This is a genomic window from Halobacillus shinanisalinarum (assembly GCF_022919835.1).
Taxonomy (GTDB): domain Bacteria; phylum Bacillota; class Bacilli; order Bacillales; family Halobacillaceae; genus Halobacillus_A; species Halobacillus_A shinanisalinarum.
In genome coordinates this window covers 1,128,168-1,143,816 of record NZ_CP095074.1, presented here as the reverse complement: position 1 = coordinate 1,143,816, position 15,649 = coordinate 1,128,168, and the positions used below count along the sequence as shown (strand labels likewise).

At 40.7% G+C, this 15,649-nt stretch carries 14 protein-coding genes; all 14 read left to right on the top strand.

Annotated features, from left to right (window positions below; all coding sequences use genetic code 11):
* The first annotated feature begins 5 nt into the window (after positions 1-5).
* The 14 genes from MUO14_RS05935 to MUO14_RS05870 all read left to right on the top strand — a co-directional run bounded on the left by MUO14_RS05935 (position 6) and on the right by MUO14_RS05870 (position 15,472).
* Positions 6-1,337: a Na+/H+ antiporter family protein gene (locus tag MUO14_RS05935; RefSeq protein WP_244754203.1), complete on the top strand. Its 1,332-nt coding sequence runs from the start codon at positions 6-8 to the stop codon at positions 1,335-1,337.
* Positions 1,338-1,558: 221 nt separating this feature from the next.
* Positions 1,559-2,428 carry a YitT family protein gene (locus MUO14_RS05930; RefSeq protein WP_244754201.1) on the top strand — a complete coding sequence of 290 codons (870 nt, stop codon included), beginning with the start codon at positions 1,559-1,561 and terminating at the stop codon, positions 2,426-2,428.
* Positions 2,429-2,581: 153 nt separating this feature from the next.
* A complete protein-coding gene (locus MUO14_RS05925; protein ID WP_244754199.1) occupies positions 2,582-3,619 on the top strand; it encodes an acyltransferase in 1,038 nt (345 codons plus the stop codon).
* Positions 3,620-3,890: 271 nt separating this feature from the next.
* Positions 3,891-5,294 carry a TcaA NTF2-like domain-containing protein gene (locus MUO14_RS05920; protein WP_244754198.1) on the top strand — a complete coding sequence of 468 codons (1,404 nt, stop codon included), beginning with the start codon at positions 3,891-3,893 and terminating at the stop codon, positions 5,292-5,294.
* A 20-nt stretch (positions 5,295-5,314) separates the two neighbouring features.
* Positions 5,315-6,145, top strand: a complete 831-nt coding sequence (locus MUO14_RS05915) for a DUF6574 domain-containing protein (RefSeq protein ID WP_244754196.1) — start codon at positions 5,315-5,317, stop codon at positions 6,143-6,145.
* Between the two features lie 481 nt (positions 6,146-6,626).
* Positions 6,627-7,922: an ABC transporter substrate-binding protein gene (locus MUO14_RS05910; protein ID WP_244754194.1), complete on the top strand. Its 1,296-nt coding sequence runs from the start codon at positions 6,627-6,629 to the stop codon at positions 7,920-7,922.
* Positions 7,923-8,107: 185 nt separating this feature from the next.
* On the top strand, positions 8,108-8,968 hold the full coding sequence (locus tag MUO14_RS05905; protein WP_244754192.1) for a carbohydrate ABC transporter permease: 861 nt from the start codon (positions 8,108-8,110) through the stop codon (positions 8,966-8,968).
* On the top strand, positions 8,968-9,792 hold the full coding sequence (locus MUO14_RS05900; RefSeq protein ID WP_244754190.1) for a carbohydrate ABC transporter permease: 825 nt from the start codon (positions 8,968-8,970) through the stop codon (positions 9,790-9,792). Before MUO14_RS05905 ends, MUO14_RS05900 begins: the two co-directional genes overlap by 1 nt.
* A 34-nt stretch (positions 9,793-9,826) precedes the next feature.
* Entirely contained in the window at positions 9,827-10,861 is a 1,035-nt protein-coding gene (locus tag MUO14_RS05895; RefSeq protein WP_244754188.1) for a LacI family DNA-binding transcriptional regulator, read from the top strand.
* A gap of 73 nt (positions 10,862-10,934) precedes the next feature.
* The gene (locus tag MUO14_RS05890; RefSeq protein WP_244754186.1) at positions 10,935-11,654 is read left to right on the top strand and encodes a ThuA domain-containing protein; all 720 of its coding nucleotides are present in this window, start codon (positions 10,935-10,937) and stop codon (positions 11,652-11,654) included.
* An 11-nt stretch (positions 11,655-11,665) separates the two neighbouring features.
* On the top strand, positions 11,666-12,697 hold the full coding sequence (locus MUO14_RS05885; protein ID WP_244754185.1) for a Gfo/Idh/MocA family protein: 1,032 nt from the start codon (positions 11,666-11,668) through the stop codon (positions 12,695-12,697).
* Positions 12,698-12,703: 6 nt separating this feature from the next.
* The gene (locus MUO14_RS05880; protein WP_244754183.1) at positions 12,704-13,744 is read left to right on the top strand and encodes a Gfo/Idh/MocA family protein; all 1,041 of its coding nucleotides are present in this window, start codon (positions 12,704-12,706) and stop codon (positions 13,742-13,744) included.
* A gap of 20 nt (positions 13,745-13,764) precedes the next feature.
* Entirely contained in the window at positions 13,765-14,733 is a 969-nt protein-coding gene (locus MUO14_RS05875; protein WP_244754181.1) for a sugar phosphate isomerase/epimerase family protein, read from the top strand.
* Positions 14,734-14,764: 31 nt separating this feature from the next.
* Positions 14,765-15,472 (top strand): YesL family protein, encoded by a 708-nt coding sequence (locus MUO14_RS05870; protein ID WP_244754180.1) that lies wholly within the window; start codon positions 14,765-14,767, stop codon positions 15,470-15,472.
* Positions 15,473-15,649 lie beyond the last annotated feature (177 nt).

The window sequence follows — 15,649 nt, the reverse complement described above, 5'->3', positions numbered from 1 at the left end:
ATTAGATGTTCACAAATGCTGTAATCATTAGTGTGTTAGTCATGGTCATATTGAGTCTCGTTCGTGTCAATGTCATTTTTGCGATATTGATCGCGGCCATTACAGCAGGCGTAGTCTCAGGAATGAATGTTTCGGAATCCGTGTCAGTTATCGTTTCTGGGATGGGCGGTCAATCCAATACGGCGCTTAGTTACATTCTACTTGGGATATTTGCTGTCATGATCGGCTTGTCGGGAATAACGAGCATTTTAGTAAATAAAATGCTCAAGGTGATAGGGAATCGGAAACTTGTGCTCGTTCTTACCATTGCAGGAATAGCATGTCTTTCACAAAACGTTGTTCCTGTACATATTGCGTTTATTCCGATTTTAATCCCGCCATTGCTTTCATTATTTGATCGAATTAAATTGGATAGAAGAGCAGTTGCGTCTGCCCTAACATTTGGATTGAAAGCACCTTACATTATGATTCCAGCTGGGTTTGGGCTGATTTTCCAAGGCATCATACGTGACGAAATGAATGCAAATGGCATGGAGATCTCTCTTAATAAAGTGACGCTTGCCATGCTATTCCCGGGCCTTGCCATGATCGTAGGCTTATTATTTGCTCTATTGATCACTTACCGAAAAGATCGGGTTAGTCATAATGGAAAACCTGATCCGAAAATAGCTGATGATGAAGGAGTACCTGAAGAGGTATTTCATAGAAAAGAAATTCGTTGGAGTATGGAGCATTGGATGACGGTTCTCGCTATTGTTGCAGCTCTTGGTACACAACTTTATACTGACTCGCTAGTGATCGGCGCTCTTTCGGGAATTATCGTTATGTTTGCTACGAGAGTAGTTAAATTATACCAGGGTGAACGCGTTGTCCATGAGGGGATCGGGATGATGGGCATGATTGCTTTCGTCATGCTGATTGCCTCTGGGTATGCCACGATTTTAAAAGAAACCGGAGCTGTGCAAGCACTTGTCGATCAAACTGAAGGACTTTTAAATGGATCGCATTTGCTCATTGCCATTGTTATGCTCCTGGTTGGTTTACTGATCACCATGGGGATTGGTTCCTCATTCGGTACGATTCCAGTAATTGCGTCACTCTACGTACCTATTTGTCTAACTGCCGGTTTTTCACCGATGGCTACCGCTGCCTTGATCGGTACGGCTGGTGCACTCGGGGATGCAGGTTCTCCTGCCTCAGACAGTACATTAGGACCGACGTCAGGTTTAAATGCGGACGGCAAACACCATCATATTTGGGAAACATGTGTGCCAACATTCTTGCATTATAATATTCCGCTGTTCATTTTTGGAATTATTGCAGCGGTAATCCTTTAACATAGCAAAATGTGAAGTCATCCTGTTTGGGGTGGCTTCTTTATTTTGCATGTCATTAACCGATTAAGCTGCTGCCACTATGAGGTAATCGTTATTCCTGAAGTCATTGTATGCGTTAAAACATCCTCACCGGACAGTTAACTTAGGGATAAAAGGAATAAGAGTTTTGTCGAGATATATGTTAGAATAATGGAGTTCGTGTGAGAAAGGATAGGATATACATGACACAGAAGTCACCTCAAATAAAACTATTTATTGAATACTGTTATATTATTATCGGTTCAGCTTTTGTTGGTTTAGCATTTAATATGTTTCTACTGCCGGCTAAATTAGCTTCAGGCGGTGTTTCCGGTATTAGTACCATTTTATATGAGTTGTACAAGTTTAACCCCGCTTATGTCCAATGGGCGATTAATATTCCATTGTTTATTTTGGGAATTATTCTTCTTGGAAAAGACTTTAGCTTAAAAACGTTAGTAGGAACATTATTTGTGCCGTTCATCATCTGGCTTACCACAGATCTTCCCTTCAAAGTAGACAACCCCTTGCTGGCTGCCATTTACGGTGGAATTCTGTTAGGTGTCGGTCTTGGAACGGTTTACCGGGGAAAAGGATCGACTGGCGGCACAGCCATGATTGCACAGGCTTTGAAAAAGTACACAGGTTTTTCGAGTGGTTTTTCCCAATTAATTGTAGATGGATTTGTTGTGATTACCTCTGCGATCGTGTTTAATTTAGAACTTGCTTTATTCGCGATGATGTCGATTTATGTGACAAGTAAAGTGATCGATTTTGTTCAACTACAAACGTCTCCATCAAAACTTGTTCTGATTATTTCTGAAAAGGAAGAACTTATTCAGTCAATCATAAAAGATGAAATTGATCGAGGCTTGACAAAGATACGGACAGTTGGAGGTCATTCCAATACCGAAAAGACAATGATTCTTTGTGTTGTAGAGCAGGAGGAAGCGATTTATTTGAAAAAAGCACTGCAAGAAAAAGAACCGACTTCCTTTATTGTCTTCCTCAATGCTTCTGAAATTCTCGGACGAGGTTTTTCTTTATCAAAGTTATATGAAACAGGAAAGTAGCAGGAACCCCTCACGATAGATCGCTAAAATTGATCTTACGTAAGGGGTTTTTTATATTTCATTTCTATTTCAATTTCTTGACTCCCCCCGGTTGATCAAGAATTAGACCGAATAAATATCTCACGAGAAACGCTAGTAAGTGAGGTATAAGTGATGAAACGAATTTCTTCAATTGATTTTATAAAATTTATAGCCATGTTTTTTATTGTATATATTCATTCGCATTCATTTAAAGAAGTCGACCTCTTTGGTATCGAGGGCGATAGGATAGACTTCCTAATCGACACCTTTGCCAGGTTTGGAGTTCCCTTTTTCTTTATGGTCTCTGGTTACCTTGTTGTCAAACAAGTGGAACGTAAGGGTGGAGGCTACTTCCCAAAGTATGTGGGAACGTTGATTCACTTGTATGTAGCCTGGTTCTTATTTTTCTTCCTTTATGATTTAGTGATGGTCATTCTCGATAAAGGATTTAAAAGCGAACCCATCATTGAGTATATCAGTACATTTTTGACCTTTGATATCTTCTACTACGGTGCAGGCCATACTCAATACCATCTTTGGTATTTGCTGGCTGCGACCTGGGCTATGATCTTATTTGCTCTGTTTTATTACTTTGGGAAAATTGAGCTTCTGCTAGTGGTCAGTTTTATTTTATACGTAGTCGGGCTCTTTGATCAGTCCTATTCAGGGATTTATGATCTTAGCTTGGAATCTCGTGATGGTGCATTTTTCGGTATATTTTATATTACGTTAGGCGGAATATTTGGAAAATATCAATCCCATTTCATTACGATTTCACGGCGGTTTAAGCCATGGGTATGGGCATTAGTGTTCATTGGTTTTTCCTTATTACAAGTGGTCGAAAGGGAAATCACAGCACATGGTCTCGATGGAAATAGCGGAAATTATTTTATTTCAACGATTCTAGTCGCAGTCACATTATTTATGTTTATATTCAGCATGCCTAACATTGGAGAAGAATCCCTCGTTAATAAAATTGGGAAAAACACTGTGGGGATCTATGTCATTCACACGGTCATTATGGATATAACAAATCGTTTGGTCGATTTTGTTGGACTAAGTGTTATACGTGAGCATCTATTATGGGGACTTCTATTCACCCCTTATCTATTTATTGTATCTTATTTAATTTACATGAGCCTTCAGCGTCTTAAGCCTAAGTTCGGGTAACGATTTTATTTTTCATCTAGGGGAAAAATGACATTCTAAGTGTGGAAAGAACATAATATTAATACCTCATACTTAAACTCAAGTATGGGGTTTTTTGTGTTTGATGAAAGGTGACCAAGAGCTACTACCATGGAGTGGGGAGGGAGGGTCATAAGTAATACATATAGAATACTTTTTCTTATAAAATTGCTATAATATTAGATTGATAAGCATACATAAATGCTATGTGCCTAATTTTAGAGGCGGAATCTGCGTTTCAGAGAGGAAGGGTGTGGATCATTTGTCCTATTGTAAACAATGTGGAAACTCTTTAGCAGAAGGAGAACAGTATTGTACATCTTGTGGAACAAAACAGACAGGTACAACGAAGAAAACTGAAACAAACAGTAAGAAGGTCACCACCTCAGAGAAGACAATGTCGAAAAGGTCAAGGGTTTTGATAGGGATCTTTGTTGGAGTAGTAATACTATTATTCGGAGCGCATTTTGCCCTTTCATCATTCTTAGATCCGATCAAACAAATTAAAGCGATGGATCGTGCGGTGTCTGAGCAAAATAGCGATACTTTCTTAGATTATGTCACGATTGATGAAGAGGCACTTATGAATTCTGAAGAATATGTGAGTTCACTTGCAAATGCTGATTGGGAGGCGATGCGGGAACAATTTATGGTACACCTGGAGGATGGAGTCGGTGATTTTGACCAAACCGTTACAGATAGTCATGGTCATGAGCGTTTTATTGTGAAGAAAAATGACATCGCTTTAGGACTTTATACTACATATGAAATTGAGGCCCTCCCTTTCCATGTTTCGATTACATCAAATTATGATCACTCTGCCTTTGCTATTGAGGATATCAACATTAAAGTTGAAAAAGCGAATGAGCCTAGTAAGCCTTTTAAAGCCTATCCAGGCACATACGAAGTGACTGGGACGATGACAAATGCTTTTGGTGAAATTACGATGGCGGAAGAGATTACGGTTACTTCTCAGGAAAGCCAAACCCAATTAAATTTTCCTGAATCTAACGCTTGGCCCACGTCAGATGTAGACGGAGCCACTTTGTTTGTTAATGGAGAAAGTACAAAGAAAACAGTAGAAGAGTTTGAAGCACTCGGCCCTTTCCCTAAAGGTAAGGAAGTATCCATGCATGCCGAATGGAAGACTCCTGATGGCGAAACGATAAAATCGGAACCGATCACGGAAGACGGAGATGACTTCGGAAATTATCATTTTGCATTTGAACTTCCTGTTATGAAAGAAGAAGGGAAAGAGGCAGTAAAAACAGGTGAGGAATTTACCGTGGACGCTGCAGGAGAATTTGTATTGGGTTTTAGGGATGCATACGAATTTTCCTTGAATGAGCGTGATTACTCGTATATTGAAGAGTACTTATTAGATGGAAGCGATGCAGATATTGGATTGTCCGAATATATTGGGGATTTAAAAGATGAAGATTATACGTATGACTTTACCGAAAACTTTATTACAGGAGCTGAGCAGGTCAAAAAGGGTCTGTTTAAGGTATTTACCAATGAAAAGTTTCTATTTACAAACCATCTAGGCGATCAAATCGATTACGAACGCGAAAAAATCTATACAGTTGTTACACACGAAAAAGGTTATCAAATTAAGAAAATTGATATTAATGAAACGAATCGCAATGAACTTTAATTAGGGAAGGAAGTCATAACATGATCTGTACAAATTGTAATCATGAACAGGAATCAGGGAAGTATTGCGGCGTCTGTGGTGCAGAGATTTCAACGGAGCAGCAAGCACATCGATCGGAAGACCTTGCTCAACGTCAACAAGAGCAGCAGCAACAGGCCCAAGCCGCTGAAACCATTGCCCAATCCGATAATATGGCAAAGGCGAAACACGCCTCCCGTCAGTTTGGGAAACATGCCCTGCAGCTGCTGAAACGGCCGTCGGGCGCATTTTCATCGACAGAAAACCAATTCGTTTCAGGGCTGATTACGATGGCAATTTATATCATAGCCTTTACGTTAAGTCTTTATTTTCTAGCCAATAAATTATATCAGTTAACCATAGGAGGATTCAGTTCATTCATGGGTGAGCCAAATGTGCAGCAATCTCTTCCATTCTTTAAGATGGCATCACCAATCTTTCTCTTTGTCCTTCTATTCATAGCTGCTGCTACAATTACGATGATTGCGGCCATTAAAATGATGAACATAAATCTCTCATTTCAAAAAGTTATTGCTCAATATGGAGGATTAATCATACCATTTACAGCATTAAATAGTATGGCTATTCTTTTTGGAATCAGCGGTTCAATTGGATTCACGCTGGCAGCCTTATACGCATCTCTTGTATTCACTGTTTTCATTTTGCCAGCGATTGTGGTCTATCATTACGGTGTGAATAGTCCCCATGAGACAAGAAATATCTATTGGAGTGTAGGTACGAGTGCTGTTATTATGTTAATTGCCTATTTCATCGTACGCACATTTGCGCTTGATTTTATCGGACGCATGCAAGAGTTTACTAGTTTTTTATAATTACGTTACTCTCCTATGTGAAGATTAATATAAATAGGTAGAGTCCATAAACTGATAATGGACTCTATTTTAGTACAAAAAAACGTTAGGAAACAATCATGCTGAGGTAGGGATGAATGGCAGTACGTTAGAGAACAATCTAAAAGATATATAATTTAACTTTTAGAATCTACTGTTGATCGATGCTCCCCCTTGGTCCAAAGGGCTTTTAAGCACAGGGTAAATAAAATTCTGAAAAATTAGGTTGCCAGACCGTAACCCCCGTGATATGATTTGTTTAATGAATTTTGTGCAAACGTATTCACGAATTGTAATTGATATCTTATTTATTCTCTAATAGACGTTCTCGTGATACATAAAGGACGTTGTTTACAACAAAGCGCAAACGTATGCATTTTAGGCATCGACGCTAACAAAAATTTTTAGTGGATTATGGAAGCGCATTCATTCATTGATTAAATCATACTAGGGAGTGGAACAGATGAAGAAATTTTATTCAGGAATAGCTGCTGCGTTGTTGGCATCTAGCGTTGCGTTAACAGGGTGCTCGTTTTCTTCTGGTGATGAGGAAGCAAGTAGTGGTTCGGAAGATGCTGTAACGGTAGATGTATTCCAGTTTAAAGTAGAGTTCAAAGAGCAATTTGAAGAACTAGTTGCCATGTATGAGGAAGAAAATCCGGATGTAAATATTAATGTTAAAACAGTTGGCGGAGGTAATGATTATGGGGCTTCCTTGAAAACGTCTTTCTCTTCCGGTGAAGAGCCAGATATTTTCAATATCGGCGGTCCGACAGATGTTGACGAATATGAAGAGTATTTAGCTGATCTTTCAGATACAAAGGCTGCAGATGCTGCACTTGATGGTACGCTTACAAGTGTCAAAAGAGACGGCCAAGTCTTAGGACTTCCGTATAACCAAGAAGGTTACGGTTTGCTTTACAATAAGAAAGTTTTTGAAGAAGCAGGAATCAACCCGGATGAGATCAAAACATTTGAAGAATTGAAAAAGGCTGTTGAAACGCTTGATAGTAAAAAGGACGAGCTTGGAATCAAAGCACCATTTGCCTTCCCGGCTAAAGAAAAGTGGGTAATGGGGAACCACATGGCGAACACCTACTTGGCTGATGAATTTAATCATGATGTAATGGAAGCCTATAATGCAGATACGGTTGAGTTCGCAATGGGTGATCAATTGAAACGCTTCCTTGATTTACAGAATAAATATTCTGTGCAACCGACGTTGAGTTTAGACTACTCTCAACAGGTGGAAGAGTATTTTTCCCTAGGTAAGGTTGCAATGATCCAACAAGGGAACTGGGTATATAACACGATTGCATCAATGGATGAAGAATTCGCTCAAAACAATGTCGGACTTCTGCCAATACCTGTAGAGGGGTATGAGGGAAGCATTCCTGTAGGCGTACCGAACTATTGGGTAGTGAATAAAAAGTCAGAGGATGAAGTGGTACAAGCTAGTAAAGAATTTTTGGACTGGATGTACACTTCCGAGACAGGTAAGAAATTTGTAACTGAAAAGTTTAAGTTCATTCCTGCTTACGAAGGTTACGAAGATCTAGAAATCGCGGATCCGATTTCCAAAGAAATTTATGAATATGTAAAAGAAGGAAATACGTTGGGATGGGTATTCCTAGGGGCGCCCGTTGGTTGGACTGAAGGTGCTTTTGGTGTAGCTGCACAAGAATATATCGCAGGGAACATCTCATGGGAAGAAGTAATAAAACAATCGAAAGAAGATTGGGAGGAATCTCGCAAGTAAGAAATGATAAGTGCTGACAAGGGGGATGAGACTTTCTTGTCAGCAATCAATTAACGTCTCTCTATTAGAATAGGAAGAAGTCTAATAGATGAGATGTTTTATTTTAAAGAATTACTGAAATCGATATCATACCCACATGCATTAGCTTATAAAAAGTTATTGTATCAGCATTGGAGGGCGTGCACATGCAAAATCGCAGTATATGGTTTTGGCTTTTTCTCACACCAGTTATTTTAGGATTGGGGATTGTCGTAGTCATTCCGTTTATTTATGGGTTCATTTTTTCCTTTACAGACTGGAATGGAATTACAGCGACAAAGTTTTTAGGATTTGAACATTATATCAATCTATTTCAAGAAGATGAGTTCATGGATTCCATATGGTTTACAGTTAAATTTGCGGTCATTACAGTTATTCTTCTCAATTTTTTTGGACTTGGACTTGCACTGCTTGTAACCCGTAACATAAAAACCAATAACTTACTTAGAACCGTATTCTTCATGCCTAACTTAATTGGCGGTCTCATTCTAGGATTTATCTGGCAGTTTATTTTCGTCAGTGTTTTTGATGATATAGGAACACTATTTGGCATCGAGAATTTGCAGGGCTGGCTTTCAACAACGGGTACTGGTTTCTGGGGTCTAGTTATTTTAACGGCATGGCAAATGGCCGGTTATATTATGATCATTTACATTGCTTACTTGGAAAATATTCCGAAAGACTTGATTGAAGCGGCAAAAATCGATGGAGCGAATGGATTCCAGCGATTTAAAAATATTACTTTCCCGCTTGTAGCCCCTGCTTTTACAGTCAGCATGTTCTTAACGCTATCCATGGCCTTCAAGATCTATGATCAAAACTTGTCACTGACAAACGGAGGGCCTTTTAACTCCACGCAAATGGTAGCGATGGAAATTGTTCGAACCGCATTCTCAGACCATCAGATGGCTTATGCTCAAGCGAAAGCGGTTATTTTCTTCTTCATCGTAGCTGTCATTGCGCTGACACAGGTGTACTATAATAAGAAGCGGGAGGTTGAGATGTAATGAAGAAAAACAAAGAAAAACGGAATTTATTCTCAATCGAAATCCTTGGTATTGTATTAGGATTATTGTGGATAGCACCGTTCTATCTTATGCTCGTCAATGCCTTTAAAACAAAGAGGGAAATTTTTGGCGGTGTTTTAGGATTACCTGAATCACTCGCCTTTGAAAACTTTGTACAAGCTTTTATTGATCTTGAGTTCTTAAAGTCTTTATTTAACTCTGTGTTGATTACGGGGCTGAGTATCCTTGTCATCATCTTGTTCTCTTCGATGGCAGGTTATGCGTTAGCACGTAATAAGAGTAAGCTTAGCGGCATTATTTTCTTTATTTTCGTCGCCGCCATGCTGATTCCGTTCCAATCAGTCATGATTCCACTTGTATCGATCTTTGGTCAGGCGAACATGTTGAATGCCGGCGGTTTGATTTTCATGTATCTCGGTTTTGGATGTAGTTTATCAATCTTTCTGTACCACGGAGCAATGACAGGCGTATCTAAAACGATGGATGAAGCAGCTATTATTGATGGCGCCAACCGTTTTCAGTTATTTTGGTACATTATTTTCCCCCTACTAAAACCGATTAGTGTTACAGTAGGTATATTGAACGTCATTTGGATTTGGAACGATTACTTACTTCCATCACTTGTACTGAGTGAAGCCAATGCAACGATCCCACTGAAAATGTTCTATTTCTTCGGTCAGTATACGAAGCAATGGCATTTAGCGCTGGCAGGGCTGACGATTGCGATCATTCCGGTCATCATCGGTTACTTTTTTGCTCAGAAGCAAATTATCAAGGGCGTTTCTGAAGGCGCTGTCAAGTAAGTCCGGGCTAATATGATTAGAGGAGTAGATGAACGTGTCGGTCACAATTAAAGATGTTGCAAAACAGGCGAACGTGGCTCCGTCCACGGTCTCCCGTGTTATTTCAAATAATCCGAGAATTAGCGAAAAAACGAAACGTAAAGTACGCAAAGTTATGGAAGAGATGGGGTACCATCTTAATTTTAATGCTCGCGTACTTGTCAGCCAATCTACACAAACGATTGGTATTGTTATGAAGAATTCGTCGAGTCATTCATTTGAAAACCCTTTCTTCTCAGAATTACTGCGTGGGATCAGCAGGGCATGTAATGAAAATGATTACGGTATCAATCTGACAACGGGTGAGTCAGAGGAAGCGATTTATAATGATGTGGTCAAAATGGTCCAGGGAAAGAGGGTAGATGGAATTATTGTCCTTTATTCTAAAAAGGATGATAAAGTGGTTCCTTATTTAATGGAACATGATTTTCCGTTTGTGATGATTGGAAAGCCACTCGTCGATTCATCCAATGTGATGTATGTAGACAATGACAACGTCCAAGCCTCTCGGAATGCGACCAACTTTTTAGTGAATCTTGGCCATGAAAAAATCGGTTTCATCGGTGGGGATTCTCATTTCGAGGTAGCTAATGCACGTCTAGAAGGTTTCAAATATGCTGCAAACGAACACAAGCTGAATTTACCTGAGAGCTATTTAAGGAATATAGAAATTGAAAATGGAGATAGCACACAGATCATCAATGAATTGATGGACTTGTCTGAACCACCTACTGCCTTAGTGATTACAGATGATTTTAATGCTTTGAAAGTTATGGCGACATTGCAAGAACGAAACATTAAAATGCCAGAAGAAGTAAGCATAATAGGATTTAATAATACGATGATTGCTAAATTGTCGAATCCGCCACTAACGACGGTAGATACGAACTCTTACCAGCTGGGATATGAATCCGGCCAGAGTTTAATTCAATTGCTGCATGATCCTAAGATGCTAAAGCGAAGCGTAATTGTACCAACAACAATTGTAGAAAGAGAATCTTGTATTAAAAAAGACCTAGCTGGTTTTTGAGTACATACGCTTTTTTCCTATGCGAAAAGATGCAAACGTTTGCCACTATAATAACTAAAAAGGAGCGAATACAATGAACATTACAGTATGGAACGAATATCGCCATGAAAAAGAAAATCCAGTCGTTACAGACATTTATCCTGAAGGGATTCATACATGTATAGCAGAATTCCTTGAAGGGGAGGACCACGTTGTTAAAACCGCGACACTTGATGAAGAAGAGCACGGCTTGACGGATGAGGTACTTGCCAATACGGACGTATTAGTCTGGTGGGGACATAAAGCTCATGACGAGGTGAAAGATGAAGTCGCTGAAAGAGTGAAACAACGTGTCTTAGATGGGATGGGCCTCGTTGTCTTGCATTCTGGCCATTTTTCCAAAATATTCAAAAAGCTGATGGGTACGACATGTGATTTGAAATGGCGTGAGGCTGATGATCGTGAGCGTATGTGGGTGGTAGATCCGACGCATCCGATCACAGAGGGGATTGGCGAATATATTGAGATCGAAAAGGAAGAAATGTATGGAGAACATTTTGATATTCCGACACCTGATGAACTTGTCTTTGTAAGTTGGTTTGAGGGTGGCGAGGTGTTCCGTAGCGGGGCGACGTTCAAGCGTGGCCGTGGTAAGGTCTTCTACTTCCGTCCAGGTCATGAAACGTATCCGACGTACTATCATAAAGATGTACAAAAGGTGATACAAAATGGTGTGAAGTGGGCCAATAATGATGGTACGCCGAAGAATGTGTATGGGAATTCCCAGCCCTTAGAGAATATTTCTGAAAAATAGGAGGAGATCGCATGGTTAATTTGAAAGTAGCAATTATCGGGTGTGGAAGTATCGCACAAAATCGTCATTTGATGGAGTATGAAGCGAATGATCAAGTGGATATCATAGCAGTTTGTGACATTGTGGAAGAGCGTGCCATGGTGACTGCGGAAGCGTTTGGTGCCCGTTCTTACACGAATTACGAGGATCTTTTGCAAAAAGAAGATGTGGATGCCGTTAGCGTATGCCTGCCAAACTACTTGCATGCACCGGTATCGATTGCTGCATTGAACGCAGGCGCACACGTTTTATGTGAAAAGCCGATGGCGACATCACGTGAAGAAGCGGAAGAGATGATTGAAGTAGCTGAACGTAATAACAAGAAACTAATGATCGCCCATAACCAACGATTTGTTGCTTCCCATGAAAAGGCTCGTCAGTTAATCGAATCAGGGGATCTCGGAAAAGTTTACAGCTTCCGAACAACATTTGGCCACGGCGGCCCAGAAGGCTGGAGTGCAGATGGGGCGGATAGCTGGTTCTTCAAAAAGGATCAGGCCTTCATCGGTGCGATGGGTGATCTTGGTGTACATAAATCCGATTTGCTTCGCTACCTGTTGGGAGAAGAGTTTGTTGATGTGGCTGGGTTTATTGAGAATAACGCAAAAGAAGGAATTACCGTCGATGATAATGCGGTTTGTATATTGCGTACTGAGTCTGGCGTAATCGGAACGCTAACAGCAAGCTGGGCATACAAGCCTGAAGAGGATAACTCAACAATTATTTATGGCGAAAAGGCGACATTGCGTTTAGAAGACGACCCCGTTCACTCGCTTGTTGCTCAGTATGCTACTGGAGAAGTCGTAAAATATGAGCTTGGCCAAATCCAGTCAAATGACGAGGGTGGTCAGACGAATACGCACGTGATCGATCATTTTGTTGATTGCGTAGTGAATGATAAGCAGCCGTTAATCGATGGTCATGAAGGAAAACGTGCGCTGGAAGTGATTTTGGCCGCACTCGAATCAGGTAAAACACGTAAAATTTCAAAGTTAGAGAAGTGATGTAGTATGAGCAAATTGAAAATGGGAGTGATCGGTGTTGGCGGGATTGCCCAGGAGCGGCATATCCCTGCTTTTGCCGGAATGAAGGAGACAGTAGAGCTGACAGCGATCCAGGATATAAATATTGAGCGAGCTGAATCAGTTGCGACAATGTTTGAGATCCCATATATTTTTGAAAAATATGAGCAGCTTTTTGAAGTGGTCGATGCCGTGACAATTTGTACACCAAACAAGTTTCACGCGGAAATTGCTGTAGCTGCGCTTAATGCAGGCGTTCACGTCCTGTGTGAAAAGCCAATGGCAATGACGACAGAAGAATGTGAAGCTATGATAGAGGCATCCAAGCGGAATGATCGTCTGCTATCGATCGCCTATCATTACAGATACACTCAAGAGGCGAAGCTGGCAAAGGAAGCAATTTTTAACGGCGAAATCGGCGATCCACTAGTGACACGCGTCCAAGCGATGCGTCGTCGTAAAGTGCCGGGGTGGGGTGTATTTACGAATAAAGACTTACAAGGCGGAGGAAGTTTAATTGATTTTGGCTGTCACTTGCTAGATTTGGCTTTATGGCTGCTAGACGACCCAAAACCTGTTGAAGTCATCGGAAAGACATATGATCGTTTAAGCAAAACACCGGGTCAAGTGAATGATTGGGGAGCGTTCGATCATGAAACGTTCAATGTCGATGACCATGTAACGAGTTATATCGCTTTTGAAAATGGCCTATCCATGCAATTTGAATGCTCATGGGCGGCTAACATCAAAGAAGATCATACAACATTAAGTATTTCTGGTGTAGATGGCGGCATGGATGTTTATCCATTTGCACTTTATCAGACGAAGTACGGAACAGTCTGGAATACCGAAGCCAAGATTCCTGAAGGTATGCTCAGTCCAGGATTTTTACAAGCGCAGAATTTTGTAGATAGCTGTTTAGGAGAGTCGGAATTGGTCGTTAAACCGGAACAGGCACTAAGGGTGACCCAACTGATGGAAGCGATTTATAAAAGCAGTGCAACGGGTTCAAGTATTAAACTAACATAATTTGAATGGAGGAGATTGTCATGAAATTAGGCGTGTTTACAGTGCTTTTTGCCGATAAATCATTTGAAGACATGCTCGATCATGTGAAAGAATCCGGTCTCAAAGCCGTCGAAATCGGCACAGGGGGCTATCCGGGCACCGCCCATTGTAACGTGGACGAACTGCTTGAAAACGAAGAGAAACGCGTCGAATTCCTGGACAAAGTTCACTCTCGCGGGTTGACGATCAGTGCGTTCAGCTGTCATGGAAACCCGATTTCTCCAGATGAAAAATTTGCTCAGGAGTCACACGATTCTTTTGTTAAGTCGGTTAAATTAGCGAGCCTGCTTGATGTACCAGTCGTCAATACGTTTTCGGGAACACCAGGCGGATCCGAAGCGGATACGTCGCCGAACTGGCCCGTCACTCCATGGCCAGCTGAGTACTCTGACGTATTAGAGTGGCAATGGAATGAGAAGCTGATTCCCTATTGGAAAGAGCAAAGTAAGTTTGCTGAACAACATGGTGTTAAGGTAGGGCTAGAGTTGCACGCAGGCTTCCTCGTGCATACACCGTATACGATGTTGAAACTACGTGAAGCAACAAGTGATGCAATTGGTGCTAACCTTGACCCAAGTCATCTTTGGTGGCAAGGGATCGATCCCGTTGCTGCAATTAAAATATTGGGCAATGCCGGGGCGATTCATCATTTCCATGCGAAGGACACGTACATTGACCAGGATAACGTTAACATGTATGGACTGACTGACATGCAGCCCTATTCTGAAGTCAAAACGCGTGCTTGGAGTTTCCGTTCGGTCGGTTATGGGCATGGAATACAGGAGTGGTCTAATATTGTAAGTGCACTTCGCACATATGGTTATGATCATGTGATCAGTATCGAGCACGAAGATCCGATCATGTCGATCAGTGAAGGGTTCAATCAAGCAGTGAAAAACTTGAAAGCTGTTATTATTGAAGAACCACCTGCCGATATGTGGTGGGCGTAAATTAGTTTTTATCGGAAGGGGGAGATTGATCGTGAGAAGCAATATAGGTGTTATGGGCGGGTTTTATGTAATTAGTGAATGGATTATGCGATTTTCACTGTCAAACTTGCTGTGGGCACTGTACAACTTACCGATCGGACTTCTTCTTCTCAGTTTATTATACCTAGAAAATAATGCTGGGGTTCTGTATTTAACGGTTCCGTTGATTGTGCTGTTGCCATTTTTGTTCTTCCCTGCTACTACCGCGCTCTTTGCGAAGGCCCGTGAATGGGTTAGGAAAGAAGAGGATCCGGGCAATGCGCGGACATTCTTCAACTACTATAAGGAAAATTATAAGACTAGTTTCTTCGGTGGTTTGATTTTTGTCATTATATGGGGAGTGCTAGTCGCTGATATCTATTATTTTTCCAGCCGAAATGAATTATTAATGAACCTATTTATGATTATGGGCATTCTCATTTTCGTATGGATGTTGAACTTTTTATCTGTCATTGTGCATTATGATATGAAGATCGGCGCCTTATTCAAACATTCTTTCTTGATTACAATAGGGAGTCCACTGTTGTTTGTTGCGGTCGCGATCAGTTCGGGGATTATCCTCTATATCAGTCTATATATGTTTCCCCTACTGATCCCACTATTTACGGGATCACTCCTTTCTTTCTTATCATTTTCGGCATTTTACCGATTGCATATGAAGGTGTCGAATAAGGCACTCCCAAAAAAGCCTGCTGTTTGAGCTACTGTAGCCCAGATGAGCAGGCTTTTATATTTGGAGACAATCCAAAAACTTCCACCTCAAGTCATCCATAAATTGGATGACCTGAGGTGGAAGTTTATTACATAATTATATTTACTTATAAATTACTTTAATACTTTAAATTGGAATTTAGGTAATATTAATTATTTGTAAATT

What these genes read in the sequence shown, in the direction of transcription:
- MUO14_RS05910 (WP_244754194.1), top strand. Translation starts at nt 6,627, where the DNA reads ATGAAGAAATTTTATTCAGGAATAGCTGCTGCGTTGTTGGCATCTAGC.
- MUO14_RS05880 (WP_244754183.1), top strand. Translation starts at nt 12,704, where the DNA reads ATGAGCAAATTGAAAATGGGAGTGATCGGTGTTGGCGGGATTGCCCAG.
- MUO14_RS05900 (WP_244754190.1), top strand. Translation starts at nt 8,968, where the DNA reads ATGAAGAAAAACAAAGAAAAACGGAATTTATTCTCAATCGAAATCCTT.
- MUO14_RS05915 (WP_244754196.1), top strand. Translation starts at nt 5,315, where the DNA reads ATGATCTGTACAAATTGTAATCATGAACAGGAATCAGGGAAGTATTGC.
- MUO14_RS05935 (WP_244754203.1), top strand. Translation starts at nt 6, where the DNA reads ATGTTCACAAATGCTGTAATCATTAGTGTGTTAGTCATGGTCATATTG.
- MUO14_RS05930 (WP_244754201.1), top strand. Translation starts at nt 1,559, where the DNA reads ATGACACAGAAGTCACCTCAAATAAAACTATTTATTGAATACTGTTAT.
- MUO14_RS05885 (WP_244754185.1), top strand. Translation starts at nt 11,666, where the DNA reads ATGGTTAATTTGAAAGTAGCAATTATCGGGTGTGGAAGTATCGCACAA.
- MUO14_RS05925 (WP_244754199.1), top strand. Translation starts at nt 2,582, where the DNA reads ATGAAACGAATTTCTTCAATTGATTTTATAAAATTTATAGCCATGTTT.
- MUO14_RS05905 (WP_244754192.1), top strand. Translation starts at nt 8,108, where the DNA reads ATGCAAAATCGCAGTATATGGTTTTGGCTTTTTCTCACACCAGTTATT.
- MUO14_RS05890 (WP_244754186.1), top strand. Translation starts at nt 10,935, where the DNA reads ATGAACATTACAGTATGGAACGAATATCGCCATGAAAAAGAAAATCCA.
- MUO14_RS05875 (WP_244754181.1), top strand. Translation starts at nt 13,765, where the DNA reads ATGAAATTAGGCGTGTTTACAGTGCTTTTTGCCGATAAATCATTTGAA.